The following is a 26,307-nucleotide window of genomic DNA, read 5'->3' as shown; positions in this document are numbered from 1 at the left end:
CCACGAACTACGCCTGGGCGTTGGAGATGAAGTCGACTGCGTCGCCAACGGTCTTGAGGTTCTTGACCTCTTCGTCGGGGATACGCACACCGAACTTTTCCTCGGCGTTGACCACGATGGTCATCATCGAGATGGAGTCGATGTCCAGGTCATCCGTGAAGGACTTGTCGAGCTCGACGGCCTCGGGGGCCAGGCCGGTTTCCTCGTTGACGATCTCGGCGAGACCGGCCAGGATTTCTTCGTTGCTAGCCATGGGGGCTCCTTTTTCTGTAATGCCGGTTCTGGACCGGCCTGGGTTTTCCAACCGCCTGAAGCGGTGTGGCTTGGAAACTAGGGGAGGACTACTACCTGGGCACCGAAGACCAGTCCGGCACCGAATCCGATCTGCAGCGAGAGTTTGCCGCTGAGCTCGGGGTGTTCGGTGAGCAGACGGTGGGTCGCCAGGGGGATCGACGCGGCGGAGGTATTCCCGGCATCTGCGATATCCCGGGCAATGACCACGGACTCGGGCAGCTTCAGCTGCTTGGCCATCTCATCGATGATCCGCATGTTCGCCTGGTGCGGGACAAAAGCCGAAAGGTCGGCCGCGGTGATGCCGGCGGCGTCCAGGGCCTGCTGGGCCGCTTTCGCCATTTCCCACACTGCCCAGCGGAAGACCGTCTGGCCGTCCTGGCGGAGGGTGGGCCAGAGCTTGGTTTCGCGTTCGGCAAGGACTGAAGCGGGAAGCGATCCGTCGGCTTCCGCGGCGAGGGAGAGCTCGCGGACTTCGAGCATGGAATGCGTCATGCCGATGGCACCGGACTTGCTGCCGTCCGAACCCCAGACTGACGGGCCAATGCCGGGAGTGGAGGACGGGCCGACGACGACGGCTCCCGCGCCGTCGCCGAGCAGGAAGGAAATCGTGCGTTCGGTGTTGTCGATGAAGTCCGACAGCTTCTCCACGCCGATCACCAGAACGTACTCGGCGGCGCCGGAGCGGACGAGCGCGTCGGCCTGGGCGATGCCGTAGCAGTAGCCGGCGCAGGCTGCGGAGACGTCATAAGCGGGTGCCGGGGTGGCGCCGAGCCGGTCCGCTACCTGGGCAGCGGCGGAAGGGGTGGCATAGGGGTGGGTCACGGTGGAGACGATGACCGCGCCCAGGGCGGAGCCGTCGATGCCGGCCTTCTCCAGCGCCTCGCGTCCGGCGAACTCTGCCATGTCCACCACGGAGGTTCCCTTGTCAGCCCGGTGCCGGGTGACGATGCCGGTCCGCTGGCGGATCCACTCGTCGGACGAGTCGATCCACTGGCAGACGTCGTCGTTGCTGACGATCACATCGGGACGGAAGGCCCCGATGCCGTGGATGCGGCTGAACTCGTGAACGGGGGACTGCTTCAGGGTGGGCGTGCTCACGCATTACCTTCTTGTGTCGTAACTGCTGCGGCGCCGGAATGCTCAGCCACGAATGCGCGGGCTGCGGCGAGATCTTCGGGGGTTTTCAGGGCCAGCGACGGAACTCCGCGCATGCCCCGCTTGGCCAGGCCGGTCAGGGTGCCGGCCGGGGGAAGCTCCAGGATGCCGGTGACTCCCGCTGCCGTCATGGTTTCCATACACAGATCCCAGCGCACCGGCCGTGAGACCTGGGCGATGAGGCTGTCGAGGTTGGCATCGCCGCTTACTACGGCAGCGCCGTCGTAGTTTGACAGCAGTGTGGGGCGCGGGTCGGCAGGTGAGAGGGAAGGCCGCAGCGCTTCGAGGACGCTCACGGCCGGTTCCATATGCGAGGTGTGGAAGGCGCCGGCGACCTTGAGCGGAATGACACGGGCCTTCGCCGGCGGGTTTTCCGCCAGCGCCTGGAGCTGATCCAGCGTGCCGGCGGCAACAACCTGGCCCCCGCCGTTGGCGTTGGCAGCCGTGAGGCCGGCCTCGGCCAGGACGCGCGCCACATCTTCCGGGTCTCCGCCGAGGACGGCGCTCATGCCGGTGGGCTGCGCTGCGGCGGCCCGGGCCATGGCATTGGCACGTTCACGGACAAACACGATGGCATCAGCCTCGGGCAGTGCGCCGGAGACAGCCGCGGCCGTGATCTCGCCGACGGAGTGGCCGGCGACGACGGTAGCCGCGGTGAGTGCTTCAGTGTCCAGGAGCTGCCGGGCAGCCACCAGTCCGGCAGCCACAATCAGCGGCTGGGCGACGGCGGTGTCCTTGATGGTCTCCTCATCGGAGACCGTGCCGTGGGCAATGAGGTCCAATCCGGCTACTGCGGAAAGGGCTTCGAGGTGTTCCGGCACTCCCGGCAGTTCAAGCCACGGAGAAAGGAAGCCGGGCGTTTGTGACCCCTGGCCGGGGCAGACGATTGCTAGCACGTATCAAGCTTTCCAAAGTTGGCGGGATTTCCCGGGTGTTTAGGTGAACCAAGCTCACCGGAGGGCGTTGTAGGAAGTCTACAAGCGCAGCCGGCGCTGGCAAGTCGGTCAGCTGCGTGGCGAAGGCCGTTCCGGGGCTGCCTTTCCGTTTGGCGCAAGCCTCCCCACCACCAGGGCTGTCTGCAGGACGAACGCTTCCCGCGGCAGCATCGGATCCCAGCCGGTGATGTCACAGACCCGCCGGAGCCGGTACCGGACGGTGTTCGCATGAACGAAGAGTTCCCGGGCCGTGGCTTCAAGTGAATGGCCAAGTGAAAGGTAGGCGGACAGGGTTTCGGCCAGGCCGTTGGAGGCAGCCAGCAGGGGGCGGTAGATGCTGCGCACCAGGGCTTTGCGGGCCGATTCGTCGCCTGACATCACGCGCTCGGGCCAGAGATCGTCAGCCGAGACCGGACGCGGGGCAGCCGGCCACGCGCGCGCGGCGGTCAGGCCGGCGAAGGCCGCCTGGGCAGATGGCCCGGCCTCAACCAGGGAGTCGGCAAGCGGCCCGTAGACCACCGGCCCGGGGCCGAAAAGGTCTGCCAGCCGCGTGTAGGAACCGGTTTTATCCGACAATCCGCCCAGGACCAGGATCAACCGGTCCCCTTGGATGCCGACCAGGATGTCCTCCGCGAGCCGTCCGGCCACGCGGCGCAGTTCGTTGACGAAGGTGGGGTTCTGGTCCGCCGGGGAACTGCCGACAAACACGGTGACTCCCGCCGTCGACGTCCAACCCACCGCCGCGATGCGGGAGCGCAGGGCGTCGGAACTTTCGCCGCGCAGGATGGCGTCTACCACCAGTGCCTCGAGGCGCGTGTCCCAGGCACCGCGGGTTTCCGCGGCCCGGGCGTACACATCGGCGGCTGCGAAGGCGACTTCACGCGAGTACCGCAGGACCGCTTCGCGCAGCGGGCCCTGTGACGAGCCGGCGGCCAGCTCCGGAACCCGGTCCTCCACGACCTGCACGACGACGCGGATGAGGGCGAGTGCTTTCTGCAGGCTGATGGCCCGGGTCAGCTCGGTGGGTGCTGTGCCGAAGACGTCGCTGAGGACCCAGGCCGGTGACGCGGGGCGCTCATACCAGTTGACGAAGGAGGCGATGCCTTTCTGGGCCACCATGCCCAGGGCGGAGCGCTCATCCGGGCGCAGTCCCCGGTACCACGGGAGGGATACATCGAGTTGCTTCATCGTGGCGGTGGAAAGCTTGCCAATATTTGCCTTGAGCCGTTCCAGAACCACTGGGTCGGCGCCGCTCTGATCCGGCGCAGTGGAGGCATTGCGTACAGAGTGGGGAACTGGCATGTCTTGAGCTTACGACTTCAAGCAGGCAACCTCCATTTTGTGTGAAGGCTACAACTCTCAGGCAGTGGCGGAAGCCGGCGTCCGGCAACACCGGGGACCGCTATGCGTCGCCCCCGGCGTTGCCGCTGGTGCCCTTCGTGACGTCGTACAGGTGGTACCGGTTGATGGCCTGCATCGGCGCCGCCGGATCCACCTCGCTGCGCCGGGCCAGCATCTCCAGGGCGCGGACCACCATCGAGTGGCTGTCGATCTTGAAGTACCGCCGTGCAGCGGCCCGGGTGTCGGCGAAGCCGAAGCCGTCCGCGCCCAGGGTCGCAAACTCGTTCGGGAGGAACTGGCGGATCTGGTCCGGAACGGCCTTCATGTAGTCAGTGGATGCCACAACCGGGCCGGTGGCGCCGGACATTTGGGAGGTCACAAAGGGCACCCTGGGTTCGGCATCCGGATGCAGGAACGCCTCCTCCTCAGCGGCGAGTCCGTCCCGGCGCAGTTCATTCCAGGACGTGACGGACCAGACATCGGCCGAGACACCCCAGTCATCCGCCAGCAGCTGCTGGGCTTCCATGGCCCAGGGGACCGCGACGCCGGAGGCCAGCAGCTGGGTGCGCGGCCCGTCGATGCTCGCGGGGGAGAGCAGGTAGATCCCCCGGATCACGCCTTCGACGTCCAGTTCCTCCGGTGCCTTAGGCTGCAGGATGGGTTCGTTGTAAGCCATGATGTTGTAAATCACGTTCGGATCCGCAGAGCCCTGACCATACATTTCGTCGAGTCCGTGGCGCACGATGTGCCCGATTTCGTAGCCGTAGGCCGGATCGTAGGTCTTTACCGCGGGGTTGGTGGCGGCCAGGATCGGGGAGTGGCCGTCGGCATGCTGCAGGCCCTCACCCGTCAGGGTGGTGCGGCCGGCGGTCGCGGAGATCAGGAAGCCGCGGGCCATCTGGTCAGCGGCGGCCCAGAGGTAGTCGCCGGTGCGCTGGAAGCCGAACATCGAATAGAACACGTACACCGGGATCAGCGGAACTCCCTGGGTGGCGTACGCCGTGCCCGCCGCAGTGAACGCGGCGATCGAACCTGCCTCGTTGATACCCACGTGCACGATCTGCCCCTGCGGGGATTCCTTGTAAGCCAGCATCAGATCGCGGTCCACGGAGAGATAGTTCTGCCCCAGGGGGTTGTAGATCTTTGCGGTGGGGAAAAACGAATCCATGCCAAAGGTGCGGGCTTCATCGGGGATGACCGGGACAACCCGCATCCCGAATTCCTTGTCCCGCATCAGGTCCTTAAGCAGCCGGACAAAGGCCATGGTGGTGGCCGCCAGCTGCTTGCCCGAGCCGCGGTTGGCCACCTCGTAGGACTTTTCTCCGGGCAGATGGATGGGCTTGTAGTCCGTGCGCCGCTCCGGCAGGAAACCGCCCAGTTCCCGCCGGCGGTCCAGCATGTACCGGATCTCGGGAGCCTGCGGCCCGGGGTTGTAGTACGGCGGACGGTACGGGTCCGCCTCCAGCTGGTCATCCGTGACTGGAATCCGCAGGTAGTCGCGGAACAGTTTCAGGTCATCCAGGGTCAGCTTCTTCATCTGGTGGGTTGCGTTGCGGGCTTCGAAGTGCGGCCCCAGGCCATAGCCTTTGACGGTCTGCGCCAGGATCACCGTGGGCTTTCCCTTGAACTCCATGGCGGCCTTGTAGGCGGCGTACACCTTCCGGTAGTCGTGTCCGCCGCGCTTGAGGTTCCAGATCTCGTCGTCGGACAGGTCAGCGACCATGGCCTTGGTCTGCGGGGACCTGCCGAAAAAATGGTCGCGGATAAAGCCGCCGGATTCGGCCTTGTAGGTCTGGTAATCGCCGTCGAGCGTGGAGTTCATGATCTTGACCAGCGCGCCGTCGGTGTCCTTCTCCAGCAGCGCGTCCCATTCCCGGCCCCAGACCACCTTGATCACGTTCCAGCCGGCCCCGCGGAAGAACGCTTCGAGTTCCTGCATGATTTTGCCGTTGCCGCGCACCGGTCCGTCCAGGCGCTGCAGGTTGCAGTTGATCACGAACGTGAGGTTATCCAGCTTGTCGTTCGCGGCCACATGCAGCAGCCCGCGTGATTCGGGTTCGTCCATTTCGCCGTCGCCCAGGAAGGCCCAGACATGCTGGTCGGAGGTGTCCTTCATGCCGCGGTTGTCCATATACCGGTTCAGCTGGGCCTGATAGATCGCGTTCATCGGGCCGATGCCCATGGACACGGTGGGGAATTCCCAGAACTCGGGCATGGAGCGCGGATGCGGGTAGGAGGACAGTGCATGGCCTTCGCGGGACTTTTCCTGCCGGAAACCGTCCATGTCCTCCTCGGACAGACGCCCCTCGAGGAACGCCCGGGCGTACATTCCCGGCGCTGCGTGGCCCTGGAAGAAAATCTGGTCCCCCCGGCCCGGGTGGTCCTTGCCGCGGAAGAAATGGTTCATGCCCACCTCGTACAGTGTCGCTGCACCGGCGAATGTGGAGATGTGGCCGCCAACCCCAACCCCGGGCCGCTGCGCCCGGTGCACCATCACAGCAGCGTTCCAGCGCATCCAGGCCCGGAAACGCCGCTCAAACTCCTCGTCGCCGGGGAACTCAGGTTCCTGGTCCACCGGGATGGTGTTGATGTAGTCGGTGGTGGTTACCATCGGAACTCCGATGGAATGCGCACCGGCCCGCTGGAGAAGGGAACGCATGATGAACTGCGCCCGTTCGGTGCCCTCACTGCGGACCAGATCGTCCAGGGACTCGATCCACTCCGCGGTTTCTTCCGGGTCACTGTCCGGCAGCTGGCCGGTGAGCCCGCTGAGGATGTCAGTTCTGTCTTCTGCGGCCACGAAACTCTCCTATGCACAGATGGTGTCTGGGCAGTGGTCCTGTGCTGCGGTGCTCCTGTGGTGCTGGTGCCGGACCTGTCCGCCGGACGGGGAGTGCGGTCAACCGGCGGACGGCTGCGCCCGCTTCCCGTGCCTTAAGGCCACTGTAGACCGGCCCGGAACCCTTGCGTAGCCTTCCGGGCGAACCTCGTTCCTGCGGAAGGCCGTGTGGCAGCGGCGGGTGGTGCGGGCCTTTTCAGGGGTGCGGGCCGGGCTCCGGATTCCGGCCCCCACATCGGCTGCGGCCCTTGAAGCTTGCTGCTAAAAGGTGTTCCCTTGAGTCAGGGAAAGGGCAGTTCGGGCGAAGATGTGATTCCCTTGTATTTATGCAGTCAACCAGGAGGAGTGAAGTGAGCGAGGCCGATGCCGTCACGGAGAGCAACGTGGCGGAAAGAATGGGTTTTAAAGACGGTGACCTGATTCAGGAATTCGGCTACGACGACGACGTCGACTTTGATCTGCGGGAGGACCTCGAGGACTTAGTCGGCGGAGAACTCCTCACAGAAGACGACCACGACGTAGTCGACGGAGTCATCCTGTGGTGGCGTGCCGATGACGGGGATCTGGTCGATGCGCTGGTCGATTCGCTGACCACACTCGATGACGGTGGCGTTGTCTGGGTCCTGACGCCGAAATCGGGCCGGAACGGTTACGTGCCGCCGGCGGATATCGAAGAAGCAGCACCCACCGCCGGGCTGCACGTGACAACCTCTCCCGGCGTCTGCCAGGACTGGGCTGCCACCCGCCTGGTGAGCCGCAGGAAGAAGTAATTTCCGCAGTGGCACCCGAAACGGCGCAGGGCCCCGGGATCGGGGACCCTGCCCCGGGCTTCGACCTTCCCAATCAGTATGGGGAACCGGTCAGCCTTGAGGGATTCGCGGGGCGGTCCGTGGTCCTGGTCTTTTACCCCTTCGCCTTTTCCCGCGTGTGTTCAGGGGAGCTGTCCAGCCTCGCGGAGCAGGAGCCAGCGTTCGCTGACGCTGGAGCCGCACTGCTGGCAGTCTCCTGCGACACCAAGTACGCGCTCCGCGCCTGGGCGCGGGAACAGGGCTGGTCCTTCGACCTGCTCTCGGACTTTTGGCCGCACGGAGAGGCGGCCAGGCGCTACGGCGTCTTCGACGAAGGCCGCGGGCTGGCCACGAGGTCCAGTTTCTTCATCGGTCCGGACAGGACGATCCAGCACATCCTGCGCTCCGATATCAACGCGCCGCGGGACCCGGCGGAATACCTCAGGGTGCTTGGGGACATGGCATCCGCGGGAGGAGCCTAGAATGGCTGTTCCCCGGAAGCCCCAGACCTCCCGGGATCCGGGAACCGGTCTCACCGGATTGGCGGCCCGAGAAGCCGCTGAAGCATCGGCTGAACCAACCGAAGCCGAACGGCAGGAGCTGGACGCCGCCGTCGAACTTCTCGCCGGACGCCGGATGGCGCTGCTGACCGGCGCCGGGCTCAGCACCGATTCAGGCATCCCGGACTACCGTGGCCCCGATGCGCCGCCGCGCAACCCGATGACCTACCAGCAGTTCGTGGGCGACCCGGTGCTGCGCCAGCGGTACTGGGCCCGTAATCACGTGGGCTGGCACCACCTGCGCCATGCCGTGCCCAATGCCGGCCACGAGGCCGTGGTGCATCTGGAAGAGCGCGGCCTGCTGACCGGAGTTATCACCCAGAATGTTGACCGGCTGCACAGCGATGCCGGAAGCATCCGGGTCATCGATCTGCACGGCCGGTTCGACCGGGTGCTGTGCCTGTCCTGCGGCTCCGTGTACACCCGCGAAGGGATAGCGAGGCTGCTGGAGCGGCTGAACCCCGGGTATTTGGAGCGGGTCGCCGGCGAAGGTGACATTGCTCCTGACGCTGACGCGGAAGTTTCCGATACTGAGGACTTCACCGTCGCCGACTGCCCCGTCTGCGATGGCATGCTCAAACCTGATTTCGTGTACTTCGGGGAAAACGTCCCCAAGGACCGGGTGCGGCTTGCTTACGCGGCGGTGGACGACGCCGGTGCCCTGCTGGTTGCCGGCTCCTCCCTGACCGTGATGAGCGGACTGCGGTTTGTCCGGCATGCGGCCAGGGAAGGCAAGCCCGTGGTGATCATCAACCGTGGCCAGACGCGCGGAGACGCCCTGGCGGACCTGAAAATCAACATGGGTGTCGGCACAGCGCTTCAGTACCTTGCCCGGACCCTGCCTGATCCTGGTGCCGGCGTGCCGCAGCATCCGGGCCGGCACTCCGATTAGGCATTTGGCGTGGCCTTCCGGTAATGTAATTCCTCGTGATGCGGCGCTGACGGGGTTTCCCGCTGGCATAACGAATCACGTCGGGTCTTTAGCTCAGCTGGTAGAGCGCCACGTTTACACCGTGGATGTCATCGGTTCGATCCCGGTAGGACCCACCGGCTAAACCCGCTTGCAGCAACGTCTGCAAGCGGGTTTTTTCGTGCCCGGACACGCCGGTTCCAGCCGCTCCCAGCAGCCGGACAGACTAGGCACATCGAACTCAAAGACTGAACTGGTACCAAGGATCAAGTGCGTTTTGCGCACCGCTGTTCCGCCGGTACCTGAAAGAAACGTCCACCTTGCGCACTGAACTTCTGAAGCCTGTCCTGGCAACCCTGCTTTCGGCGGGACTGCTGCTGACGGCGGCCACCGGGTGCACGGCAGAGCCGGAAGCGGGAACGGTGAGCGCGCCGGGCAGCGCCGAAACGCCGTCTGCCACTACTGAGCCGGAGCTGGCGCTGCAGGCCGAACTGGACCGCTACGCAGCGGAAACCGGGATCGATTTCTCGGTTGCGACCTATGAGTATGATTCCGGCCGTGCCTGGTCCTACAACGCCGACGGGCGGTATCTCGAGGCAAGCCTGGTCAAGGTGCCGATCCTGCTCACGCTGCTGCGGCAGGCCACGGGGGAAGAACGGGACCTCACCGACGTCGAGCTGGAATTGACGGAGCTGATGATCTGCCTGAGTGACAACGCAGCCACCGATGAGCTCTACGCCGCTGTTGGTGGGGCGGAGGAACTGCAGCAGACCTACAATCTGCTCGGAGTCGCCGAGACGGAAGCCTCCGATATCTGGGGCGCAAACGAAACCGTCGCGGAGGACCAGCTTCGCATCGCGACGGCGGTTGCCCTCGGAGTGGAATGGATCCGCCCCGACCTGCAGGACTACGCCGTCAGCCTGCTCGAAAGCGTGGCGCCGGACCAGATGTGGGGGATCACCGCGGGTATCCTCAATCCTCTCGCCGAAGTAGGGCTGAAGAACGGCTGGCTTCAGGACGATTTCCTCGCCTGGAACGTCGGAAGCTCCGGGTTTGTGGTCGGCGGCACCACGGAGTACAGCATTGTTGTCCTGAGCGCCGGCACGGAAAGCCTAGACGAAGGCATCGCGGTCCTGGAAGGCGCTGCGGCAATCGTGAACCGGTGGGAACTCGCCGGTGCCGGCTAGCGTGCCGGCAGGTCAGGTTCCCGGCCCGGATTCGGGCGGGGATTCCCGGGGTGTGCCTCGAACCAGCGCTGGTAAGCGGCCACAAAAGGCATGACAGTGAGTCCGTGCGCGAAAACGCTCAGCCCCACCGTGACGACCACCGTCGTCAGGAGCGTTGTGGCGTAGGGGGTTTCGCGTTCAAAAGCGAGCAGGCCGAACACCACGGAGGCTAGTCCGCGGGGGCCGAACCACCCCATAAACGCCAGGGTAGGCCACCTCGCACCGCTGCCGATCATTGCTGTGGCCACCGGCAGCATCCGCACAACCGTGAGGCTCAGCACCGCGTAGACGATGACCTGCCAGGTAATGTGGGGGAGCGCGATAAGGACGGCTACGGAGCCGAAAATCATCCACGTCCCCGCCGCGAGAACGCTCCCGGCTTCGGCAGTGAACCGCGTTGTCTCAACGTTGCCGGCACCCGAACTCCAGCGGAACGCCATTCCGGCCACAAAGGCCGCGATGAAGACACTGCCGCCCAGCGTGCCCGCCGCTGAGAAGGCCCCCAGCGCCACCGCCAGAGTGAACAGCTGGTGCCACCCGGAGAGGAACCAGTCCCGGGCCCGCGCCGCCCGCAGCAGGTACCCGCCGGCTCCTCCCATCACGACCCCCGCCACGAGGCCCCAGCCGATCTGTTCCGTGATGGCGCCGGCGACGGCCGACCCTACATTGCCCTCCAGTGTTGCCAGTGAGATGTCCAGGGACACCAGGAAAAAGGGCACCGCGATTCCGTCATTCAGGCCGCTTTCCACGTTGAGCGCCTGACGCACCGGTCCCGGGACCGCGGGGTCCTCCACCACGCGCTGGCCCAGGGCGGCGTCGGTTGCGCAGAGCATCGCCGAGAGCAGGAAGACGCTGGCCAGCGGAAGGTCCGGGAAGAGCAGCATCCCGGCGCCCAGGCCCAGGAGGAGGGTCAGCGGCAGGCCAATGAGCAGCAACCTCCCCGGCCACCCGAGGCTGCGGCGCAGGACACCTAAATCCAGGCGGGCAGCGTCAGTGAAGAGCAGGAAGACAAGGGCCAGTTCTGTTATCTGCTCGGCGGCGGCGCTGTCCAGTGCTATTCCGAGTGACCCGCCGGAGGCGGCGCCGAGGACCACCCCGGCCAGGACGAAGGCCATGGCGGATGTTACGCCCCGGCGGCTCAGCGGCCCCGACAGGGCACTGTACGCCAGCAACACCACCGCTCCGAGCAGTAAGGCTGTCATGCGGTTCCTCCCAGCGCCCGGTGCAGCAGCGGCGGCCCTGCCTGGCGCACATGGGGCGGGCACAGGAGTCAACCTACGAGGCAGCGCCCCCCGTGGTCGAGAGCGGACGGCCCGGCAGGCGCGACAGTCCGGGAAGAATCTGCACCGGACTGTTTTGTTGCCGGGGCTGAGGGAGCTCCGGGCCAAAGAGCTCCGGCCACAGATCAGGGAGGCGGACCCCATCCCTTTAGGCGGGCCGATCCGCTATTCTGTCGACAATCTTTCGACACTGATTACTGAACACGAACGGCCGCGGAAACGGGCCGCGCCGGGTGCAGGCGTCACAGAGAGGCAGCCGATCATGGTCAGGACCAAGGTCAAGCACCCGAGCGTTGAGGAACGTGTGGCGGCCGGTAAGCACTGCCGGGAGGCAACACCTCTCTCCGCGCTCAAGGGGTGGGCCCCCGCCCCCGGACGTCCGGATCCCGTCGCGCTCATCGAAGAGCAAAACCTTACCCGCGAACCGGACCTCGTGCCGGTGCGCCACGGCCGGATGCTGGCGTCTCCGTTCACGTTCTATCGAGGAGCGGCCAAGATCATGGCCGCGGATCTGGCGGACACGCCGCGGGCCGGGCTGACAACCCAGCTGTGCGGCGACGCCCATCTTTCCAACTTTGGGGTGTTCGCCTCCCCGGAACGGATTCTGCTGTTCGACCTCAACGACTTTGACGAGACCCTTCCAGGTCCGTTTGAGTACGACGTCCTGCGGATGGCCGCCAGTTTCACCATCGCGGCCCGGAATAACGGCTTCACGGCCGCAGAGGCGCACGGGGTCACCCTTGCCGCGGTCCGGGCGTACCGCGAAGCGATGCGCGGGTTCGCGAAAATGGGCACCCTGGACATCTGGTACGCACGTCTGGCGGAGGCCGATCTTCTCTCCGCGATCCAGCTGGCAGCCGAAACCAGTAAGGGGAAGGCACAGAAAAAGGCGGCGGAACGAGCCGAACGGACTGCAGAGAAGACCGCCCGGAAGGCGCGTTCCCGGGACAGCCTGCAGGCACTGTCCAAGCTGGCCGAGCGGGTGGACGGGACCTACCGGATCATCAGCCAGCCGCCGATCCTCATTCCCGTCCGGGAGCTCGGCAATACGCTGGGCCTGTCCCCGGAGGAAATGAAGGAGGCAGCCCGGGAACAGCTCCGGTCCTATCGGTCGACCTTGCAGGATGACAGGCGCCTGCTTCTGGAGCGCTTCGAAATTATCGACGTCGCCCGGAAAGTGGTGGGCGTTGGCAGCGTTGGTACCCGTGCCTTCATTGCTCTGCTGCAGGGCCGTGATCCAGAGGATCCGCTGTTCCTGCAGGTGAAGGAGGCGACACGGTCAGTCCTTGAGGATCATCTGCCGAAGAGTAAATACCGGCAGCCGGGGGAGCGGGTGGTGCAGGGACAGCGCAGGATGCAGGCCGCGAGCGACATTTTCCTGGGCTGGACCAAAGGGGTGGAAGAAAACCGGTACCTGTATTGGCGGCAGCTGCGCGATATGAAGGGCTCAGTGGTTGTTGAAGCGATGAAACCGCTCAGTATGGACTTCTATGCCGGGACCTGCGGCTGGACCCTGGCGCGGGCCCACGCCCGGGCCGGGGACCCGATCGCAATGGCGGCTTATCTTGGCAAGAGTGAGAAGTTTGACCACGCGGTCGCCGACTTTTGTGAACGGTACGCGGATCAAAATGAACAGGACTACCAGGCATTCGCCGAGGCGGTGCGGTCCGGGCGCCTGCCCGCCGTAGAAGGGGTTTAGCCGGAGCCGGTGCGTCCGCCAGCCCGGGGCTGGCCGCGTACGTGTTGCGCGTCGCATACCCCCGTGTGGCGGGGGCAGCCAGAAGGAGAATAGGCTGGAGGCTGAAGACGGCGCGATCGGTGCGCCGACACCGTGCTGCGGCAAGCGGCACCTAAAGAATCCTTGGAGTGAACTTTGAGCGCACAGATAGGTGTGACCGGCCTCGCCGTTATGGGGGCCAACCTCGCCCGCAACCTGGCCCGCAACGGCTACACGGTGGCCCTGCACAACCGGTCGGTCGAGAAGACAGATGCCCTGCTCTCCGCCCACGGCGATGAAGGGGACTTCATCCGCACCGAGACGCTGCAGGAGCTCGTCGATTCGCTGGAGAAGCCGCGCCGTGTACTGATCATGGTGAAGGCCGGAGCGCCCGTTGATTCGGTCATCGACCAGCTGGTTCCGCTGCTGGAACCGGGCGACATTGTGATCGACGCCGGCAACTCGCACTACGAGGACACGCGCCGCCGTGAGGCCGCCCTGGCGGAAAAGGACCTTCACTTCGTCGGCGTGGGTGTTTCCGGCGGCGAGGAAGGCGCGCTGCTCGGCCCCTCGATCATGCCCGGCGGCTCGCGTGAATCCTACGATTCCCTCGGCCCCATGCTGGAAAAGATTTCCGCCAAGTACAACGGTGAACCGTGCTGCACCTGGGTCGGTACTGACGGTGCCGGCCACTTCGTGAAGATGGTCCACAACGGCATCGAATACGCGGACATGCAGGTTATCGGCGAAGCCTACGACCTGCTGCGCTCGGCCGCGGGCATCGAACCGGCTGAACAGGCTGAGATCTTCACCGAATGGAACAAGGGCCAGCTGAGCTCCTTCCTCATCGAGATCACCGCTGAAGTCCTGGCCCATACGGATGCCAAGACCGGCAAGCCTTTCGTCGACGTCGTGGTGGACTCCGCGGGGCAGAAGGGCACCGGCCGCTGGACGGTCGTCTCCGGCCTTGACCTTGGCTCTCCGGTATCGGCGATCGCCGAATCGGTGTTCGCCCGGGCCCTTTCCTCCCAGCGCGGCCAGCGCGAAGAGGCGCAGGAAATCCTCGCCGGTGAGGAACAGACCGTTGAACTGCCGGAAACCTTCGTCGAAGACGTCCGGCAGGCACTGTATGCCTCCAAGCTGGTCAGCTACGCCCAGGGACTGGACATGCTCACCGGTGCTGCCAAGACGTACGGCTGGGACCTGAAGCTGGATGAGATCGCCTCCCTGTGGCGTGCCGGCTGCATCATCCGTGCCGAACTGCTGGACGACATCATGAAGGCCTACGCAGACGGTAAGGCTCCGGCCAACCTGCTGCTGGCCCCGGCGTTCGCCGAGTCCATCGCCGCGGCTCTCCCGGCCTGGCGCCGGGTGGTGTCGGTTGCCGTGCAGCTGGGCATTCCGGTACCGGTCTTCTCCTCCTCACTGGCCTACTACGACGGCCTGCGCCGCAAGCGGCTTCCGGCCGCCCTGACCCAGGGCCTGCGGGACCTCTTCGGTGCGCACACCTACAACCGGGTCGACGCCGAGGGCACCTTCCACACGCTGTGGAGCGGTGACCACTCTGAAATCGAAGCGGTGGACACCCACTAGGTAAAACACACGCAACGCCAAAAGGCCGCCGCTCCCTTCCGGGGGCGGCGGCCTTTTAGCTTCTCCGGAGCGATCCGGGAACCGGGTGCAGCTGACTAGATGTAGATTGCCGGATCGACGTACTCGGCGGGGTCCACAGCAGGCTGGTTCATCTTTGCGTCCCGGTGGCGCCAGGTGGCGGGGATGCCGGTGATGATCGAATCAGCCGGAGCGTCCTTAACGACGACGGCGTTGGCGCCCACCGCGCTGTTGGCGCCGATGGTGACCGGTCCCAGGACCTTGGCCCCGGCGCCGACCACAACACCGTCGCACAGGGTCGGGTGCCGCTTGACCTTCGCCAGGGAACGGCCACCCAGGGTGACTCCGTGATAGAGCATCACATCATCACCGATTTCGGCGGTCTCGCCAATGACGACACCCATGCCGTGGTCGATGAAGAACCGCCTGCCGATGGTCGCACCCGGGTGGATTTCGATTCCGGTGGCAAAGCGCGTCAGCTGGGACAGTGCCCGGGCGGGGAACCGAAGGGCGGGGTTTCCCCACATCCTGTGGGTCAGCCGGTGCATCCAGATGGCGTGCAGGCCGGAATAGACAACAAGGTTCTCGAGCGAACCCCGCGCCGCCGGGTCGTGGGACGCGGCGGCGTCGAGGTCTTCACGCAGTCGTGACAGGAGGCTCACGTGGGACTTTCTGCTTGGTTTTTCCGCTCAGGGGCGGGTTGGCTAGCCGCGGATATCGTCGTAGAGAACCGTGGAGATGTAGCGTTCGCCGAAGTCACAGACAACAGCCACGATCAGCTTACCGGCGTTCTCCGGCCGCTTGGCCAGTTCGAGTGCTGCCCAGACGATTGCCCCGGAGGAAATTCCGCCGAGAATACCTTCCTGGGTCCCCAGTGCGCGGGCGGTGGCGACGGAGTCCTCGATCGAGGCGTCGAAGACTTCGTCGTAAATGCCGGTGTCCAGAATTTCAGGGACGAAGTTTGCGCCGATGCCCTGGATCTTGTGCGGGCCGGGAGAACCACCATTGAGGATCGCGGAATCCTTCGGCTCGACCGCGACGATCTGCACCGACGGCTTCCGCTTCTTCAGCACCTGGCCCACACCGGTGACCGTTCCGCCGGTGCCAACACCGGCCACGAAGATGTCCACCTGGCCGTCAGTGTCTTCCCAGATTTCCTCGGCGGTGGTGGTGCGGTGAATCTCCACATTGGCCTGGTTGGCGAACTGCTGTGCCCAGATCGCGTTGTCCGTGGTGGCCACGATTTCCTTGGCCTTCTCCACGGCGCCGCGCATGCCGTCAGCGCCCGGGGTGAGGACGATTTCGGCACCGAAGGCACGCAGCATCACCCGGCGTTCGGTGGACATGGTCTCCGGCATGGTCAGGATGACCTTGTACCCGCGTGCCGCGCCGACCATGGCCAGGGCAATTCCGGTGTTGCCGGAGGTGCCCTCCACGATGGTGCCGCCGGGCCGCAGTGCGCCGGCCTTTTCGGCTGCATCGACAATTGCCACACCGATGCGGTCCTTGACCGAGTTGGCGGGGTTGTAGAACTCAAGCTTCACCGCAACATCACCGGGGAGGCCCTCAGCGAGGCGATTAAGGCGGACCAGGGGAGTCCCGCCCACCAGCTGGGTTACGTCGTCGTAAATTCGTGCCATGGAAATTGTCCTCTGTTCGTAAGGCCGTGCACCGGATGCGAAAACTGTGTACCTTCAAGCGTATCGCTACGCATTATCAGGATTAGTTGTCAAGCCATTCGGCGTAATATTTGCGGGCTTTGGCCAGCTTGGGATTGATGATCACCTGGCAGTACCCCTGCTCCGGATGCTTGGCGTAGAAATCCTGATGGACTTCCTCCGCCCGGTAGAAGGTGGAAAGCGGTGTGATTTCTGTGACTATCGGATCCGTCCAGAGCGACTGGGCACGCTGCAGGGCTTTCTCCATCTCTTCGCGTTCCTCGTCTGTCCGGTAGAACATCGAGGAACGGTACTGGGTGCCGACGTCGTATCCCTGGCGGTTCAGGGTGGTGGGATCGTGGGAGATGAAGAACATGTCGAGGATCACCTCGGACGGAATGATCTCCTCGTCGAACGTCACGGCCACGACCTCGGCATGCCCGGTCATGCCGGAACAGACGCTTTCGTAGTCGGGGTGGGCGGTGAACCCGCCGGTGTAGCCCGAAACCACGCTCTGCACGCCGCGGGTCTTCTGATAAATGGCGTCGAGGCACCAGAAGCAGCCTCCGCCAAGAACATAGGTCTTCATGCCTTTATATAAGACACCCGGGATGCCAAAGATTCCCGGTGCGGGAAAACAGTGCGGGGAACCTCCGCCGGCCGGCCGGAGGCGGTTTCCTCTGCGTACATCCGGGGCTGGTGCGGTAGAACTTATACCTATGGAAACCCCACGCAACGGCGAGCAGAACAGCAACACCGATCCGCTGGCGGAGAATCCGGAAACCCCGGAGGACCAGGCGGGCCAGGACACCGGCAGCAGCCAGGAGGAGAACCGGGACGCCGACGGCGCGGCGCTGCCCACCGTCGGAGATGTCCTGGTGGCGGTGGAAGAACTGTGGCCGGAGTCCCTTGCCGAGGACTGGGACGCCGTCGGCATGGTCCTGGGGCGCCCCGCCCGGGCGGTGCAGCGCATTCTCTTCGCCGTCGATCCCACACACGAGGTCATCGACGAGGCCCTGGAATGGGGTGCGGACCTTCTGGTGACCCACCATCCGCTCCTGCTGAAGCCGGTCCATTCCGTCGCTGGCACGAGCTTCAAAGGGGAGGCCGTGCACCGCCTGATCGAAAGCGGCTGCGCCTTGGTGACGGCGCATACCAACGGTGACAGCGCCGTCGGCGGAGTATCGGATGTGCTGGCCGATGCCTTTGGCCTCGTTGACACGGTCCCGTTGGTTCCCGCAGCCAACGGCCTGCCCGAAGAAGGGATCGGCCGGGTGGGAAACCTGCCGGACGTTATGAAGCTCGGAGATTTCGCTGAGCTTGTGTTCAGCATTATGCCCGCGGTGGCCGGCGGCGTCCGGGTAGCAGGAGACCCCCAGGGACTCGTCCGCCGGGTGGCCGTCTGCGGCGGTGCCGGGGACAGCCTCTTCGACGCCGTCCGGGCTCAGCACGCGGACGTGTATGTGACCGCTGACCTGCGGCATCATCCTGCCTCAGAAGCCCGGGAGGCCGCCGTCAACGGCCGGCCCTACCTGATTGATGTTTCCCATTTCGGCAGTGAATGGCTGTGGCTCACGCCGGCCGCGGCAGCGCTGGAAAACGTCCTGGCGGACCAGGGATTTGAGGTTGAGATCCGGGTGAGCACCCGCAACACAGATCCGTGGGACTTTGTCCTGACTCCCGGCTGAGGATCCGGGCCGCCAGTGGCATAGGCTAGGAGAGCCGCACCAGCCAGGCAAGCGGATTAAGTGGAGGTATTTGGTGGCAAAAGCATCACCGGCGGAGCAGCTGAGGCTGCTGGACCTGCAGGCGTTGGACAGCAAGATGAAACAGCTGGACACCCGCGCACGTTCAGTACGTGAGAACCCGGACCTCGCGGCCCTGGCCGCGAAGGCAGCTGCTGCCCGTACAGCGCTGGGAGCCGCAGCTACGGAAAGTGCGGACATTGAGCGTGAGCTTACCCGCGCTGAAGCCGATGTGGCCTCTGTGACCGCCCGGCTGGAGCGCGACCAGAAGCACCTCGACAGTGGATCCGGCGGCTCCAAGGAGCTGACGGCGCTGCAGAGTGAGATCGAGTCGCTGAGCCGGCGCCGCTCGGACCTCGAAGACACTGAGCTGGAAATCATGGAGCGCCTGGAAGCGGTCAAGGCCGTTGAAGCCGAGCGCCGCGCTGAAGCGGCCGCCGCGGAGGAAGAGCTCGCCGGGCTTGAAGCCAAGCGGGACACCGAGCTGGCAGAAATCGGTGCTGAACGCGCTGAGACCCAGCGCCAGCGCACGGAGCTCGCCGATCGGTTCGCCCCGGACCTGCTGGCTGTCTACGAGCGGACCCTTTCCCGCCACGGAATCGGTGCGGCCCGGCTGTTCCACGGCACCTCCGAAGGGTCCGGGATGCAGCTCAGCCCCGGCGACCTCGCGGACATCCGCAAGGCAGCGGCTGACGACGTCGTGTTCTGTCCGGATTCGGGCTGCATCCTGGTCCGTTCCGAGGAGTGGGGCAGCTAGCCCGTGACCCTGTTTGATCCATCGGACACCCCCGTCCATGAGGCCCCGGCTACCACGCGGCGCACCCTGATTGTCGAGGCCGACGGCGGTTCCCGGGGCAACCCCGGGCACGCGGGTTACGGCGCACTGGTCCGGGATCCGGAGACCGGCGAAATCCTGGCGGAGAAAGCCCAGTATCTTGGCATCGTTTCAAACAACGTTGCAGAGTACTCCGGGCTGATTGCCGCCTTGGAACTCGCCCATGAAATTGATCCGGACGCATGGATTCTGGCGAAAATGGACTCAAAGCTCGTGGTTGAGCAGATGAGCGGGCGCTGGAAGATCAAGCACGAGGACATGCAGCGGCTCGCCGCCCAGGCCAGGTCCACCGTGGACCCCCGCAGGGTCAAATACCAGTGGATTCCCCGGGAAATCAACAAGGACGCCGACAGGCTTTCCAACGAGGCCATGGACGCTGGTATTGCCGGCGTGCCCTGGAAACCGCGGGCGCTGAAGCCGGCGGCAGGCGGCGGGGCTTCGGCTGCGCCGGCAGACGGTGCGGCCTCTTCCACAGCTGGTTCGGGTGCGAAGGCTTCGGCTCCGGCAGCGAAGGACGGTGCGGCGCCTGCCCCGGCTGCCGAAGCGGCTGCAGCGGTAACCGGCCGGCTGCACCACGTAGAGATTTGGGTTCCGGACTTCCCCCGGGCCGAGGCCAGTTTGGGCTGGCTGTTGGAGCGGCTGGGATTCCTTCGGCGCGATTCCTGGTCCACCGGTGCCAGCTGGCAGGGTATCGGGGGCTACATTGTGATCGAAGCCGGTCCGGACGTCCTTCCGGCAGGACATGAGCGCCGCCGTCCCGGTCTGAACCATCTGGCCTTTGGTGCAGGTTCGCCGGCCGATGTTGACCTGCTGGCCCGCCGTGCGGCAAGCCACGGCTGGAAGCTGTTGTTCAGCGACAGGCATCCGCACGCCGGAGGGCCGGACCACTATGCGGCCTACCTGGAAAACGCAGACGGATTTGAAGTTGAGCTGGTGGCGGACCGCCCCTAGCGGCTGGTGCTCTCCGGGAGAATCAGATTCAGCTGATGGGGTTTGGTCCCGGAGGCGGGGATGAGTTCCGTATCCCATTTCTCGGCGGCAGCGCCGCGCAGCTCTGCGGCGGTGGCCGGCGCTGGTCCGCTGCGCGTCAGCAAATGCCGGGCAAGTTCCCCGCGGGTGTGTTTGGCAAAGTGGGAGACGACTTTCCGTTCACCGCCGCGGATCTGGAAGACGTTGACGGCGGCTGTCATGGCCGGGTCCGGCCGCCACGCCGCGGCGTAGGTGCTGGACCGGCAGTCCACGACGAGGTTTCCGGCCGCGTAGTCATTCAGCGGTTCGGTCTGGGCTGTCTTCCAGAAGGCTGCCAGCCGGCCGATGCCCGGCAGATTCGTCCCCATCGACAACCGGTAGGCGGGAATCGGATCGGAAAAACCGATGGCGCCCCACAGCGCAGACATCACCAGAACCCTCTCGTCTGCTGCGCGGCGCTGGCTTGCCGTCAGGGAATCATAGCCAAGCGCGTCATAAAGGACGCCCGAGTAGACCTGGTGGGCGGGAGCGCAGGGTTCGCTCTCCAGTACGGCGTTCCGTGCCACCTCGCCGGCAAGGGTAGCGCCGACCCCCAGTATCTGGTGGGCCTGCGCGGAGGAGCTGGCCTCCATCAGGGCGGAGAGCGTGAGCTTCCGGGCATCGGTCAGTTCCGGAAAGCGCAGCATTCCCGGATCAAGGACCGGGCCGTCAGCGGGGCGTGTTTTACCTTCAGAGGGCGGCAGCAGAATCAGCACTGATTAATCGTACGTTCCGCTGCCGGGTACCATTGACCGAAGGACGGGTTGGCCAGGCAATCGCGTCAGGACGGCCCTGCCGTTCCTGGCGAGGAAAGTCCGGGCTCCGCACGGCAGGGTGGTGGGTAACGCCCACTCGGGGAAACCCGCAGGCCAGTGCCACAGAGAAGAGACCGCCCGCGTTGATTCGCGGGTAAGGGTGAAACGGTGGTGTAAGAGACCACCAGTGTCCCGGGTGACCGGGACAGCTAGGTAAACCCCACCCGGAGCAAGGCCATACAGGATGCGTTTGAGGGCTGCCCGCCTGAGTATCCGGGTAGGCCGCTAGAGGGCACCGGCAACGGTGCTCCCAGATGGATGATTGCCACCTGCCTGGCTGGAGACAGCCGGCAGGCACAAAACCCGGCTTATCGGCCAGCCCGTCCCCACCGGCCGGTGAAACTGGGCAATCTGTACCCCTCCGGACGCAGAGCGAACAATATTGAACCGTGCCGGGCCCAGGCACAACCCAGCTTGCCGGTTTTGGCGGTATTTTGGGCGACTTTTCCACACGGGCAAGCCGCGGCATGCATTCGCATGAGCCTCGGCTATTCTTTGGCAATGGTCAGGAACCCGGCGCCGAAGAAACACCTGGTGCTGCGCAATGCGAACTTCCGGGCTTTGTGGCTCTCCTCCACGGTAGGAATCCTCGGCGGATCTGTCACCGCGGTTGCCCTTCCCATCATCGCTGCGGTGGAACTTGGGGCCAGTGATTTTGCTGTTGCGGCGCTTTCCGGCATGGTGTTCCTGCCCTGGCTGCTGTTCGGTCTGCCCGTGGGCGTAGTGGTGGACAGACACCGCCGCCGCCCTGTCATCCTCATCTCGCTGGTGGTTCGGGTGCTGCTGCTTGCTACCCTCCCGGTTGCCTACTGGCTTGGCGTCCTGACCACGGTCCAACTGTTCGTGGTTTCCTTTCTGACCGGCCTGGCTGCTGTGTACTTCACGCTCGCTGAGGCGGCGCTGATCCCGCGTGCGGTGGAGCGGGAAGAGCTGATTGAAGGAAACGGTCTGATGACCGGGTCCGGGGCCTCAGCTGACGCCCTGGGACGCGGGCTGGGCGGATGGCTCACGTCCGCCGTCGGGGCGTCGAACTCACTTCTGGTGCAGGTCGCCGCCTCTGCCGCATCCTTCGCAGCCATACTTCGGCTCAAGGTGGAGGAGCAGGTGCCTGCGGCCCCGGGGAAACGGCACATCTGGCGGGAGATGGGCTCCGGGCTGCGCTACACGCTGAGCACCACGCCACTGCGGGTTCTGCTGCTGGTGGCAGCCCTGTGGAATCTCGGTGGCAACATTGTCGTCTCCTTGCTGGTCCTCCTCGTCGTCCGCACGCTGGGTCAGAACGGCACCTGGCTGGGCTTCCTGATGGCTGCCACCGCGCTCGGCGGCACAATCGGCGGGCTAACCGTGAAGTGGCTCAGCGGACGGTTCGGTTCCGGCGTTGTCTGGCGCTTCTCGATGTTTCCGGCCGCAGCGGGCTACGCCTCCCTGCTGCTGATGACACCCGGCTGGGGGATGCTGCCCGGATTTTTCGGGCTCTTCCTGACCGGGCTGGCGATCTCCATGAATATTGTGGTCTCCACGAGCTTCCGGCAGCGTGTCTGCCCTCCGGACATGATGGGACGGCTGGGATCAGCCACCCGGATGGTCAGCTGGGGGATGCTTGCCATCGCCTCACTGACCGCCGGTGTGCTTGCCAGCACCATTGGTGTGCGCGGCGGTATTGCCACCGGGATTGTCATAGCCGTCCTGGCTCCGGTCATTGCTTCCTTCGGTCCGTTGAAAGGTGTGCGTCATCTGGAGGGCCTCGAGCCGGGACCGGCCGAAGACACGCCGGAAGACACCCGTGGACCCGGGACCGCGGCTCATGTGCCGGCAGCTCCGCCGCAGGAGGAAACCGCGGGCAGGCCGAAAGACGCGGAAGCGCTTCTGGAAAAATAGCGGGCCCACTCCGGTTTCTCCCTGCCCGGGGGACAGATGCGCCCTCGCCTGTCACCGGTGTCCTTGTGATAAACATCTCCCGCCGCGTTCAGGAAGCCCGGCTGTGGCCTAATACACTTAGTAATTGTCTGCCGCCTGTTTTACCGCGGTGAACTACGTAGACCTGGCCCTGAAACGGGCTGCCGGCGGCGCGTGCGCTGCCGGCCTTACCAACCGGCACAAAGCAGTGCCGGCTGAGATAAAGGATGTGAAGATCTGTGAGCCAGAAGTCCGATACCTGCCTGGATGCGTGGATGGACAGGGAAGCGATGGCAGAGGCCATGATCCCTCTCATTGGCCGGCTCTACCGGGAGAACAGTGTTGTTACCTCGGTTCACGGCCGTCCGCTGGTCAACCGCTCCGTAATCGACATTCTCAAGGCGCACCGTTTCGCCCGGCAGATCGATGATGCGGAGCTTCCTATTGCCGAAACGCTGCCGATCCTGCAGGCACTGACCGAACTCGAACTGGGTGCGGCCTCCGTGGATCTGGCACGCATGAACGCCAAATACCAAAGCGAAGGAAACGGCAGCTCCCTTCTGGACTTCCTGCGCACCGAGCTGGCCGATGTTGCCGGCAAGCGCGGCGCCGATGAGCGGACCAGCACTGACGTCGTCCTGTACGGCTTTGGGCGCATCGGCCGGCTCCTGGCACGTATTCTGATCGACCACGAAGGCGGGGGACAGGGACTGCGGCTCCGGGCTATTGTGGTCCGCAAGGGCGCCGAGAACGACTTGGTCAAGCGGGCCAGCCTGCTGCGGCGTGACTCCGTGCATGGTGCCTTCCCCGGCACAATCACGGTAGACGAGGAAAATAACACCATCCTCGCCAACGGCACCTTGATCCAGGTCATCTACTCGAATGATCCCGCCACCGTGGACTACACCGCCTACGGCATCAACAACGCGATCGTTGTTGACAACACCGGCCGCTGGCGCGATGAAGAGGGCCTGGCCCAGCACCTCGCTGCCAAGGGCGCCGCCCGGGTGCTCCTGACCGCACCGGGCAAGGGCGACCTGAAGAACATTGTCCATGGCATTAACCACCAGCAGATCACTGACGAAGACACGATTCTTTCCGCCGCATCCTGCACCACCAACGCCATTACTCCGGTACTGAAGGTGCTCAACGATAAATACGGGATCGTCAGCGGCCACGTGGAGACGGTGCACTCGTTCACCAACGACCAGAACCTGATCGATAACTTCCACAAGGGCGACCGGCGCGGACGGTCCGCCGCGCTGAACATGGTGATCACCGAAACCGGTGCAGCCAAGGCTGTCGCCAAGGCGCTGCCGGAACTGGCCGGCAAGCTCAGCGGCAACGCGATCCGCGTTCCCACCCCGAACGTTTCCATGGCGATCCTGAACGTGAACATGGAAAACGGAACCACCAAGGAAGAGCTCAACACCTTCCTGCGTGAAACGTCGCTGAATTCGGAACTGCACAAGCAGATCGACTACATCGATTCCCCGGAGGTCGTGTCCAGTGACTTCGTCGGCTCCAAGCGCGCCGGCATCGTTGACGGGCTGGCCACCATCTCCAACGGCAAAAACGCCATCCTTTACGTCTGGTACGACAACGAGTACGGCTACAGCTGCCAGGTCATCCGTGTGCTGGAGGAAATGGCGCACGTAAACCCGCCTGCCTTCCCCCGCGCCGAAGAACTGGTCGCTACGGTCTAATCCGCGGAGTCCGCTTTAAACAGCAGTGCCCGCCCGGTAGAGGGGCGGGCACTGCTGTTTGTCATTTGCCTCAGCGGGCAGGCGGTTCAACGCCCCGGCCCCAGCGGCTAAGACCAGATCAGTGGCCGAACGGATCCAGATCGACTCCCGGCATCCAGCTCAGGCCCGGAACACCCCACCCGTTGGCTTTGAGGACCTTGCGTGCCTTGCGTCCCCAGCGGTCATTGAGGCGGTCCACGTAGAGCTTTCCGTCCAGATGGTCGTATTCGTGCTGCAGGACCCGGGCAAACCAGTCGGTGGCCTCGAACTGCACTGGGTCCCCGTTCTCGTCCACCCCCGAGATCCGCGCCCACTCGGCCCGCCGCAGCGGAAAATTCTCGCCCGGGACGGAAAGGCAGCCTTCGACTTCCTCATCCGGGTCCGGGGCCGAGCCCGGGACCTTGGAGGTGACCAGCACCGGATTGATGATGACCCCGCGGTCCGGGGCGTCGTCGTCGTTCGGGAAATTGAAGGTGAACAGGCGCAGCCCTACGCCCACCTGCGGAGCGGCGAGGCCAACACCGTTGGCAACATCCATGGTTTCGTACATGTCTGCCACCAGGGTGCGCAGTTCCTCAGTGAAGTCCTGGACTTCGGCAGCCCGGCGGTGCAGTACCGGCTCCCCGTGGATAACGATCGGACGGACGGTCATTGGTTCGTAAGCTCTTTCTGCTCTGGGGCGGTGGTCAGACGGCAACGCTACGGCCGATGACTTCACGCATGATCTCGGATGTGCCGCCGAAAATGGTCAGCAGGCGCGCGGCGAGGAAAGCCTGGGCCACCGGATACTCCATGATGTAACCGTAACCGCCGTGCAGCTGCAGGCAGCGGTCGGTGATGGACTTGGCCCGTTCACTGGCCCAAAGCTTCACCTTGGCCGCGGAGACGGCGTCCAGGGTGCCCTCATTAAAAGCCCGGACGGCGGAGTCCACATAGGCTTCGGTCACTTCGACCTCGGTCAGGATGTCGGCAAGCGTAAACCGGCTGTTCTGGAAGTCAGCGATCCGCTGCCCGAAAGCGCTGCGCTCACCGACATACTTCACGGTTGCTTCATACACCGTGCGGGCTACGGCGGAAGAGGCGACGGCGATGGCCAGGCGGCCCTGGGGCAGCTGGCCGGCGGCGTATTCCAGTCCCTTGCCTTCCTCGCCCACGAGGTTTTCCGCAGGGACGCGGACGCTGTCGAAGTAGAGTTCCGCAGTGTCCGAAGCCTTGACGCCCATTTTGTCCAGCTGGCGGCCAGTGCTGTACCCCTCGGTCTTTTCGACCATGAACATGCTGAAGGACCCGCGTCCACCGCGTCCGGTGCTGCCATCGGTGCGTGCGAGCACCAGGGCAGCGTCGCCGCTGATGCCGTTGCCGATGAAAGTCTTCTGGCCCGTGAGCAGCCAGTCGCCGTCGCTGGTCCGGACCGCCTTGGTGCGGATGCCGCGCAGGTCACTGCCTGCGCCCGGTTCCGTCCACGCCACGGAGGTGACCTTGTCTCCGCTGACCATCTGCGGCAGCCAGCGCTGCTTGAGGTCCTCGGAGCCGTAGGCCAGCAGATGCGGCAGCACGAGGTCGTCATGGAGGTGGAAGGCCAGTGCGACGGCCAGATGGTTCGCCCGGGCGAATTCCTCGTCCAGGACCACCCGGTAGCGGTAATCGGGCATTCCCGCGCCGCCGAACTCTTCCGGCACGGCGAGGCCCAGCAGGCCCTGCTCCCCGGCCGCTTTCCACAGCCGCCGGGGCATCATGTGGTCGGCGTCCCAGACCGCGTAGTCCGGAGCGATTTCACGGACGTTGAACTCCCGGGCCAGGTCACGGAACAGCTCGTGGTCCTCGTCGAAAAGCCTGCGTTCCAAGACGGTGCCTCCTGAAGATCATCCCGTCCGGAGCTGATACCTCCGATGCCGGGGGACTGCCCGGCGCGGGCAGTCCTGGTGGTACGTAAAAAGGCCGCCCCGGAC

Annotated in this window: 23 protein-coding genes, 1 tRNA gene and 1 other RNA gene; 13 read left to right on the top strand and 12 right to left on the bottom strand. The window is 64.9% G+C overall.

The window, feature by feature from the left end; genetic code table 11:
• Nucleotides 1-7 precede the first annotated feature (7 nt).
• The 5 genes from H9639_RS03870 to aceE all read right to left on the bottom strand — a co-directional run bounded on the left by H9639_RS03870 (nt 8) and on the right by aceE (nt 6,525).
• On the bottom strand, nt 8-253 hold the full coding sequence (locus H9639_RS03870) for an acyl carrier protein (RefSeq protein ID WP_055240832.1): 246 nt from the start codon (nt 251-253) through the stop codon (nt 8-10).
• Nucleotides 254-330: 77 nt separating this feature from the next.
• Entirely contained in the window at nt 331-1,392 is a 1,062-nt protein-coding gene (locus H9639_RS03865; RefSeq protein ID WP_191806758.1) for a beta-ketoacyl-ACP synthase III, read from the bottom strand.
• A complete protein-coding gene (locus H9639_RS03860) occupies nt 1,389-2,345 on the bottom strand; it encodes an ACP S-malonyltransferase (protein ID WP_191806757.1) in 957 nt (318 codons plus the stop codon). Before H9639_RS03860 ends, H9639_RS03865 begins: the two co-directional genes overlap by 4 nt.
• Before the next feature lie 108 nt (nt 2,346-2,453).
• On the bottom strand, nt 2,454-3,686 hold the full coding sequence (locus tag H9639_RS03855) for a PucR family transcriptional regulator (protein ID WP_191806756.1): 1,233 nt from the start codon (nt 3,684-3,686) through the stop codon (nt 2,454-2,456).
• 100 nt (nt 3,687-3,786) lie between these two features.
• Nucleotides 3,787-6,525: a pyruvate dehydrogenase (acetyl-transferring), homodimeric type gene (aceE, locus tag H9639_RS03850; protein ID WP_191806755.1), complete on the bottom strand. Its 2,739-nt coding sequence runs from the start codon at nt 6,523-6,525 to the stop codon at nt 3,787-3,789.
• Nucleotides 6,526-6,914: 389 nt separating this feature from the next.
• On the opposite strand from aceE, the gene H9639_RS03845 reads away from it, so the two are divergent.
• The 5 genes from H9639_RS03845 (at nt 6,915) to H9639_RS03825 (ending at nt 10,009) form a co-directional block, all read left to right on the top strand.
• A complete protein-coding gene (locus tag H9639_RS03845; protein ID WP_191806754.1) occupies nt 6,915-7,334 on the top strand; it encodes a DUF3052 domain-containing protein in 420 nt (139 codons plus the stop codon).
• 8 nt (nt 7,335-7,342) lie between these two features.
• On the top strand, nt 7,343-7,834 hold the full coding sequence (locus H9639_RS03840; RefSeq protein ID WP_191806753.1) for a peroxiredoxin: 492 nt from the start codon (nt 7,343-7,345) through the stop codon (nt 7,832-7,834).
• Between the two features lies 1 nt (nt 7,835).
• Nucleotides 7,836-8,804, top strand: coding sequence for an NAD-dependent protein deacetylase (locus H9639_RS03835; protein WP_191806752.1), 969 nt, complete (start codon nt 7,836-7,838; stop codon nt 8,802-8,804).
• Nucleotides 8,805-8,886: 82 nt separating this feature from the next.
• Nucleotides 8,887-8,959, top strand: a tRNA-Val gene (locus H9639_RS03830).
• 183 nt (nt 8,960-9,142) lie between these two features.
• On the top strand, nt 9,143-10,009 hold the full coding sequence (locus H9639_RS03825; protein WP_191806751.1) for a serine hydrolase: 867 nt from the start codon (nt 9,143-9,145) through the stop codon (nt 10,007-10,009).
• Here H9639_RS03825 and H9639_RS03820 read toward each other — a convergent pair.
• The gene (locus H9639_RS03820) at nt 10,006-11,250 is read right to left on the bottom strand and encodes a cation:proton antiporter domain-containing protein (protein WP_191806750.1); all 1,245 of its coding nucleotides are present in this window, start codon (nt 11,248-11,250) and stop codon (nt 10,006-10,008) included. The two genes, H9639_RS03825 and H9639_RS03820, sit on opposite strands and share 4 nt — an antisense overlap.
• Before the next feature lie 340 nt (nt 11,251-11,590).
• Here H9639_RS03820 and H9639_RS03815 point away from each other — a divergent pair, with 340 nt between their 5' ends.
• Both H9639_RS03815 and gndA read left to right on the top strand, forming a co-directional pair.
• On the top strand, nt 11,591-13,027 hold the full coding sequence (locus H9639_RS03815; RefSeq protein WP_191806749.1) for a DUF2252 domain-containing protein: 1,437 nt from the start codon (nt 11,591-11,593) through the stop codon (nt 13,025-13,027).
• 174 nt (nt 13,028-13,201) lie between these two features.
• On the top strand, nt 13,202-14,638 hold the full coding sequence (gene gndA, locus H9639_RS03810; RefSeq protein WP_191806748.1) for an NADP-dependent phosphogluconate dehydrogenase: 1,437 nt from the start codon (nt 13,202-13,204) through the stop codon (nt 14,636-14,638).
• Nucleotides 14,639-14,733: 95 nt separating this feature from the next.
• Here the strand turns inward: gndA and epsC are convergent, their stop codons facing one another.
• From epsC to msrA, 3 genes are all read right to left on the bottom strand, one after another.
• Nucleotides 14,734-15,318 (bottom strand): serine O-acetyltransferase EpsC, encoded by a 585-nt coding sequence (gene epsC / locus H9639_RS03805; RefSeq protein ID WP_191806747.1) that lies wholly within the window; start codon nt 15,316-15,318, stop codon nt 14,734-14,736.
• A gap of 42 nt (nt 15,319-15,360) precedes the next feature.
• Nucleotides 15,361-16,296: a cysteine synthase A gene (cysK, locus tag H9639_RS03800; RefSeq protein ID WP_191806746.1), complete on the bottom strand. Its 936-nt coding sequence runs from the start codon at nt 16,294-16,296 to the stop codon at nt 15,361-15,363.
• Nucleotides 16,297-16,378: 82 nt separating this feature from the next.
• A complete protein-coding gene (msrA, locus tag H9639_RS03795) occupies nt 16,379-16,903 on the bottom strand; it encodes a peptide-methionine (S)-S-oxide reductase MsrA (protein ID WP_191806745.1) in 525 nt (174 codons plus the stop codon).
• Between the two features lie 130 nt (nt 16,904-17,033).
• Between msrA and H9639_RS03790 the strand changes: the two genes are divergently transcribed.
• The 3 genes from H9639_RS03790 (at nt 17,034) to H9639_RS03780 (ending at nt 19,845) form a co-directional block, all read left to right on the top strand.
• Nucleotides 17,034-18,002 (top strand): Nif3-like dinuclear metal center hexameric protein, encoded by a 969-nt coding sequence (locus tag H9639_RS03790; RefSeq protein ID WP_191806744.1) that lies wholly within the window; start codon nt 17,034-17,036, stop codon nt 18,000-18,002.
• A 73-nt stretch (nt 18,003-18,075) separates the two neighbouring features.
• A complete protein-coding gene (locus H9639_RS03785) occupies nt 18,076-18,816 on the top strand; it encodes a zinc ribbon domain-containing protein (RefSeq protein WP_191806743.1) in 741 nt (246 codons plus the stop codon).
• Nucleotides 18,817-18,819: 3 nt separating this feature from the next.
• The gene (locus H9639_RS03780) at nt 18,820-19,845 is read left to right on the top strand and encodes a reverse transcriptase-like protein (RefSeq protein ID WP_404799713.1); all 1,026 of its coding nucleotides are present in this window, start codon (nt 18,820-18,822) and stop codon (nt 19,843-19,845) included.
• Here the strand turns inward: H9639_RS03780 and H9639_RS03775 are convergent.
• Nucleotides 19,842-20,618: a YaaA family protein gene (locus H9639_RS03775; RefSeq protein ID WP_191806742.1), complete on the bottom strand. Its 777-nt coding sequence runs from the start codon at nt 20,616-20,618 to the stop codon at nt 19,842-19,844. The genes H9639_RS03780 and H9639_RS03775 overlap by 4 nt on opposite strands.
• 44 nt (nt 20,619-20,662) lie before the next feature.
• On the opposite strand from H9639_RS03775, the gene rnpB reads away from it, so the two are divergent.
• The 3 genes from rnpB (at nt 20,663) to H9639_RS03760 (ending at nt 24,319) form a co-directional block, all read left to right on the top strand.
• Nucleotides 20,663-21,044, top strand: an RNA gene (rnpB, locus tag H9639_RS03770) — RNase P RNA component class A.
• Between the two features lie 174 nt (nt 21,045-21,218).
• A complete protein-coding gene (locus H9639_RS03765; RefSeq protein WP_191806741.1) occupies nt 21,219-22,595 on the top strand; it encodes an MFS transporter in 1,377 nt (458 codons plus the stop codon).
• A 257-nt stretch (nt 22,596-22,852) separates the two neighbouring features.
• Entirely contained in the window at nt 22,853-24,319 is a 1,467-nt protein-coding gene (locus tag H9639_RS03760; protein ID WP_191806740.1) for a glyceraldehyde-3-phosphate dehydrogenase, read from the top strand.
• Between the two features lie 118 nt (nt 24,320-24,437).
• Here H9639_RS03760 and H9639_RS03755 read toward each other — a convergent pair whose 3' ends face one another.
• Nucleotides 24,438-25,010: a peptide deformylase gene (locus H9639_RS03755; protein ID WP_191806739.1), complete on the bottom strand. Its 573-nt coding sequence runs from the start codon at nt 25,008-25,010 to the stop codon at nt 24,438-24,440.
• A 34-nt stretch (nt 25,011-25,044) separates the two neighbouring features.
• Entirely contained in the window at nt 25,045-26,202 is a 1,158-nt protein-coding gene (locus H9639_RS03750) for an acyl-CoA dehydrogenase family protein (protein ID WP_191806738.1), read from the bottom strand.
• Nucleotides 26,203-26,307 lie beyond the last annotated feature (105 nt).

This window comes from Arthrobacter gallicola, assembly GCF_014836775.1.
Lineage (GTDB): Bacteria > Actinomycetota > Actinomycetes > Actinomycetales > Micrococcaceae > Arthrobacter_B > Arthrobacter_B gallicola.
The sequence above is the reverse complement of the archived record's forward strand: the minus strand, read 5'-3'. Positions and strand labels throughout refer to the sequence as shown.

Excerpts from the sequence above, each read along its gene's own strand:
- H9639_RS03870 (WP_055240832.1), bottom strand. The coding sequence starts at position 253 with ATGGCTAGCAACGAAGAAATCCTGGCCGGTCTCGCCGAGATCGTCAAC.
- H9639_RS03855 (WP_191806756.1), bottom strand. The coding sequence starts at position 3,686 with ATGCCAGTTCCCCACTCTGTACGCAATGCCTCCACTGCGCCGGATCAG.
- H9639_RS03835 (WP_191806752.1), top strand. The coding sequence starts at position 7,836 with ATGGCTGTTCCCCGGAAGCCCCAGACCTCCCGGGATCCGGGAACCGGT.
- H9639_RS03820 (WP_191806750.1), bottom strand. The coding sequence starts at position 11,250 with ATGACAGCCTTACTGCTCGGAGCGGTGGTGTTGCTGGCGTACAGTGCC.
- H9639_RS03815 (WP_191806749.1), top strand. The coding sequence starts at position 11,591 with ATGGTCAGGACCAAGGTCAAGCACCCGAGCGTTGAGGAACGTGTGGCG.
- cysK (WP_191806746.1), bottom strand. The coding sequence starts at position 16,296 with ATGGCACGAATTTACGACGACGTAACCCAGCTGGTGGGCGGGACTCCC.
- msrA (WP_191806745.1), bottom strand. The coding sequence starts at position 16,903 with ATGAAGACCTATGTTCTTGGCGGAGGCTGCTTCTGGTGCCTCGACGCC.
- H9639_RS03790 (WP_191806744.1), top strand. The coding sequence starts at position 17,034 with ATGGAAACCCCACGCAACGGCGAGCAGAACAGCAACACCGATCCGCTG.
- H9639_RS03765 (WP_191806741.1), top strand. The coding sequence starts at position 21,219 with ATGGTCAGGAACCCGGCGCCGAAGAAACACCTGGTGCTGCGCAATGCG.
- H9639_RS03755 (WP_191806739.1), bottom strand. The coding sequence starts at position 25,010 with ATGACCGTCCGTCCGATCGTTATCCACGGGGAGCCGGTACTGCACCGC.